Raw genomic sequence first — 4,902 nt, 5'->3', positions numbered from 1 at the left:
TGGCCGAACAAGCCTGCGAAGGCGCCAGCCTGTGGTGGGGACGCGGTTCGCAGCGTATTTCTCCCGGTTTATTACGGTGTCAGGGCTTGCCTGCCGCCAGCGATTTTGCGCAGTTTCTGCTCGGACAAGAAGGTGTGGTGTAGATGGGGGCGACTTACAAATCCGCGAGCAAAAGCCATGTGGGCATGGTCCGCCAGGTCAACGAAGATGCGTGCCTGGAGCTGCCGGAGAACCGCCTGTGGGTGGTCGCCGATGGCATGGGCGGGCACGCGGCGGGGGATTACGTCAGCAGCCTGATCGTCGACAGCCTGCGCGCCGTCCCGGTGGGGCGCTCCCTCGACGAATACGCGGCCGCCTTGCGCAACGACCTGATCCGCATCAATGCGGCGGTACGTGAAGAAACCGCCAACCGTGGCGTGACCATGATGGGCAGCACCGTAGTGGTGCTGGCCGCGCGCGGCTTGCGCGGGGTGTGCCTGTGGGCCGGCGACAGTCGCCTGTATCGCCTGCGCGACGGTGAGCTGGAAAGCCTCTCGCGCGACCACAGCTACGTGCAGGACCTGCAAGACAGCGGCCTGCTCAGCGAAGCCGATGCCCGCGTGCACCCACGCGCCAATATCGTCACCCGCGCAGTGGGCGTGGAAGCGCAACTGGACGTGGCGTCGGTGGAGCTGTTGATCGCCCCCGGCGACAGCTACCTGCTGTGCAGCGACGGCCTGACCAAGACCGTCGAGGATCATGAGATTGGCGAAGTGCTCGGCCACGACGCACCGGATGAAATCGTGCGCAGCCTGGTGCACCTGGGGCTCAATCGCGGCGCGCCGGACAACATCACCACGATCGTTGTGAAGGTCTCCTCATGAAGATCGAGATCCCGGGCTACGTTATCGAAGGCGAGATCGGCGAAGGCGCCATGGCCAACGTCTACCTGGCGACCCAGCGCTCGCTGGAACGCAAGGTGGCGTTGAAGGTGATGGCGGCGGCCCTGGCGGCCGATCCGACGTTCTGCGAACGCTTCCTGCGCGAGGGCAAAACCCTGGCGCGCCTGTCGCACCCGCACACGGTGACCATCCATGACATCGGCAATGTCGGCGAGCTGTATTACATGGCCATGGAGTACCTGCCCAACGGTACGCTCAAAGAGCGCATTGCCGCCGGGCTGACCCCGGAGCAGGGCGTGACGCTGATCCGCCAGATTGCCTCGGCGCTCGGTTATGCCCATGCCCAGGGGCTGGTGCACCGCGATGTGAAGCCGGCGAACATCCTGTTCCGCGCCGATGGCACGGCGGTGTTGTCGGACTTCGGTATCGCCAAGTCCCTGGACGACCGCACCCAGTTCACCCAGGCCGGTTTCGCCGTGGGCACGCCGAGCTACATGAGCCCGGAGCAGGCACGCGGTCAGGAGATCGATGGTCGCGCCGACCTGTATGCGCTGGGCGTGGTGCTGTACGAGATTCTGGTCGGCGAGTTGCCCTACCGCGGAACCGATGCGCTTTCGACGGCGCTCGCGCACCTGACTGAGCCGTTGCCGGAATTGCCGGTGCACCACGGCCGTTACCAGGAGGTGCTGCGCAAGTTGTTGGCCAAGGACCCGGCGGAGCGTTATCCGGATGCCGACGCATTAGTGCTGGCCCTGGACAACCTGCCGGCGGACTCGTCGGAGGCCACCTTGGTACGGCCGCTGCCGATCCCGCTGAGTTTTGACTTGGCGGGCATCACGCCTGTCACCGTCGACATACCCACCGACAAACCGCAGCCGCAGCCGATAGTGCGCCAACCGGTCGTGACGCCAACGCAGCACAACGCCCCGTCCGAACAGCGCCGTGGGCCGGTGTTGGCATTGGCCGCCGTGGCGGTTGCGGTGGCACTGGCCATCGGTGGTGCCAGCTATTGGTGGTTGAGCGGCGCCGACGAGCCGGTCAAGCCGCCCGCTGCCGTGGTGCCTGAAAAGGCGCCTGCAGCGGTGCCGCCAGCGGCGGTCGCGTTGGCTGATGGCGGCCAGCGTCCGTTATTGATGGCCGGCAAGAAGACCCTGTTCCAGCGCGTGCTCAGCAAACCCGGCGCCAAGCTTTCAGCGGACGCGGGCAGCGCGCCGGGCAAGGCGCTGCCGGCGTTTTCCGTGCTCTACGTCTACCAACGCAAAGACATCGACGGCAGCCCGTGGGTACGTGTCGGCGCCGCCACCGACGGGCGCAGCGACGGTTGGCTGCCGGCCGCCCAGGTCAGCGACTGGAAGCAAAGCCTGGTATTGAAATTCACCGAACGCTCGGGGCGCGCGCCGGTGATGTTCCTGCGCCAGTCCGGCGAGGTGGAAAAACTGCTGGCCGATCCGGCTGCGGCGAAAAGCGCGTTGGCCAGGGCGCAGAACAACCGCGAGGACAACCAGCAAGTCCTGGCCCTGGAACCCACCGCCAGCGCGGTGCCGCAAAACCAGTTTTACCTGTTGCCGATCTTTGATTCCAAAGAGAGCTTCGACGAAAACGGCCAGCCGGTGCAGCTGCTTAACGTGGCGTCCATCGACCCTGGCAGCAGCGCAGTCGCCAAGCCGTCGGCGCCCGCAATCAATGCCCATGCCGACGCCTTCCGTACCGCCGTGGTGCTGGTGGTCGACACCACCGTGTCGATGCAGCCCTATATCGATCAAGTGCGCGATGTGGTCCACGAGCTGCAAACACGCATCGCCGAGCGCGGCGAGTTGGACAGCGTCAGCTTCGGCCTGGTGGGCTTTCGCAACAGCATCAAGAAAACCCCCGGCCTGGAATACGTGGCCAAAACCCTGATCACCCTCGACCAGGGCCGCGATCCGCAGCGTTTCCTCGACCTGGCGCGGCAGGTCAAGGCCTCGACGGTGTCCAGCCACTCGTTCAACGAAGACGCGTTTGCCGGCGTGATGCAGGCGGTGGACGGCATGGACTGGTCCGGCTACGGCGGGCGCATCATCCTGCTGGTCTCCGATGCTGGCGCGCTGCGCAAGAACGACCCGTTCGCGGCCACCCAGATGAACGAAGCCGAAGTACGTCAGGCGGCGCTGGGCAAGCAGATCAAGATCTACGCGCTGCATCTGCGCACCGATGCCGGCAAGAAAACCCATGCCGGCGCCGAAAGCCAGTATCGCGTCCTCACCGCCGACGCCAACCCGCAGATCGGCGACCTGTACACCCCCGTGCCGGGCGGCGATGTGCGCAAGCTGGGCGAGCGCGTCGATGAGATCGGCACGGTGTTTGCCAACCTTGTGCATCAGGTGCGCAGCAACACGCCGCAGCCGGTGCCGTTACTCAGTGCCGCGCCGAGCCTGGCGGACAAATCCGCAGCCGTCGGTTATGCCATGCACATGGACTTCCTCGGCCGCAAGACCGCCAGCCAGGCGCCGCAACTGGTCAGCGCCTGGACCGCCGACCGCGACCTGACCAACCCGGCGCTGCCGGCGTTCCAGGTGTGCGTGATGCTGACCAAGCTGCAACTCAACGACCTGCAACAGTCGCTGAAGTTGATCGTGGATGCGGCGCGCAAGACCCAAAGCTCGCCCAAGGACTTCTTCCAGGAAATCGCCAGCGCCTCGGCCTACATGAGCCGTGACCCGCAAGCCCTGCGCAAGGGCGGCAACCTGGCCGACGGCGGCCTGTTGGGCGAGTACCTGGAGGGGCTGCCGTACCGCAGCAAGTCGCTGAACATGACCCAGGACCTGTGGTTGTCGTTGAGTGTGGCCGAGCAGGAGGATTTCATCGACGAGCTGGATTCGAAAATCCGTCTCTACGAGACCTTCCACAATGACCTGGCCAACTGGGTGCGGTTCGGTGATGCCGAGCCGGGCGATGCGTTGTACCGCGTGCCGTTGTCGACGCTGCCGTGATGCTGAGCCTGAACGCGGTGCACAAGAGCCGGGGCGTCGGCAGCCAGCGCTATAGCCTGATAATTCCGGCGCTGCACCTGCGCGCGGGTGAGCAACTGGCGATTGTCGGGCCCAGCGGCTGCGGCAAAAGCACCTTGCTCGATATGCTCGCACTGGTGCTGGCGCCGGACCGGATCGGGCAGTTCGAACTCAACCGGATCGACATCGATGGGCTGTGGCGCGCCGACCGGCAAACCGATCTCGCCCAGTTGCGCAGCCGGCATTTGGGCTATGTGCTGCAAACCGGCGGGCTGCTGGCGTTTCTCGATGTGCGCGGCAATATCGCCTTGCCCCGGCAGTTGCTGGGTTTGAAGGATGACGGCAGCGTGGCGCGCCTGGCCGAGCAATTGCAAATCAGCGATCAACTGCACAAGCGTCCGGCGGCGCTGTCGGTGGGCCAGCGCCAACGCGTGAGCTGCGCCCGCGCCCTGGCCCATGCACCGCAACTGGTGTTGGCCGACGAGCCGACGGCGTCCCTGGACCCGCTCAATGCCGAGCGCGTGATGCAAGCCCTGCTGGCCCAGGCCCGTGAACACCGCGCCGCCTGTGTGATCGCCACCCATGATGAACCCCTGGCCCGCGCCAGTGGCTTGCAGGTGCGCCGCATCGGTTGCCGTCGCGATGCCGACGGCGGTGTCACCGCCACGCTCGGGGAGGCCTGCTGATGCGCATCGGCCTGGTGGCGTCCCTTGCCTGGCAGGACTACCGCGACGATGCGTGGCTGTCGGCCTGCTCGGTGCTGGCGCTGGTGGCAGTCATCGCGCCGTTGCTGGTGTTATTTGGCCTGAAATTTGGACTGGTTGGCAGTTTGACCCAACGCCTGGAGACCGACCCCGCGACCCGTGAAATTATTCCGTTGGGCGGCGGTCGATTCAGCAGCGCTTTCGTCGAGCAGCTTGGCCGGCGTAGCGATGTGGCGTTTGCCATACCGCGTACGCGGCAGATTGCGGCGACCGCGCAAGTGGGTGCCCTGGTTTTGGAAATGCTGCCGACCGCGCCGGGTGACCCGCTGC

3 protein-coding genes and 2 pseudogenes are annotated in these 4,902 nt (G+C 65.7%); all 5 read left to right on the top strand.

Annotated features, from left to right (window positions below; all coding sequences use genetic code 11):
• A pseudogene (locus tag BFP96_RS28600) lies at positions 1-143 on the top strand (type VI secretion system-associated protein TagF); the annotation flags it as partial.
• A complete protein-coding gene (locus BFP96_RS00575) occupies positions 144-863 on the top strand; it encodes a PP2C family protein-serine/threonine phosphatase (protein WP_065893985.1) in 720 nt (239 codons plus the stop codon).
• Positions 860-3,850, top strand: a complete 2,991-nt coding sequence (locus tag BFP96_RS00570) for a serine/threonine-protein kinase (RefSeq protein ID WP_065935380.1) — start codon at positions 860-862, stop codon at positions 3,848-3,850. The genes BFP96_RS00575 and BFP96_RS00570 overlap by 4 nt, the downstream gene beginning before the upstream one ends.
• A complete protein-coding gene (locus BFP96_RS00565) occupies positions 3,850-4,554 on the top strand; it encodes an ABC transporter ATP-binding protein (protein ID WP_065935379.1) in 705 nt (234 codons plus the stop codon). The genes BFP96_RS00570 and BFP96_RS00565 overlap by 1 nt, the downstream gene beginning before the upstream one ends.
• Positions 4,554-4,902, top strand: a pseudogene (locus BFP96_RS00560) (ABC transporter permease); the annotation flags it as partial. The gene BFP96_RS00565 and the pseudogene BFP96_RS00560, both read left to right, overlap by 1 nt.

This window comes from Pseudomonas sp. 34 E 7 (genome assembly GCF_900005715.1).
Classification (GTDB): domain Bacteria; phylum Pseudomonadota; class Gammaproteobacteria; order Pseudomonadales; family Pseudomonadaceae; genus Aquipseudomonas; species Aquipseudomonas orientalis_A.
The sequence above is the reverse complement of the archived record's forward strand: the minus strand, read 5'-3'. Positions and strand labels throughout refer to the sequence as shown.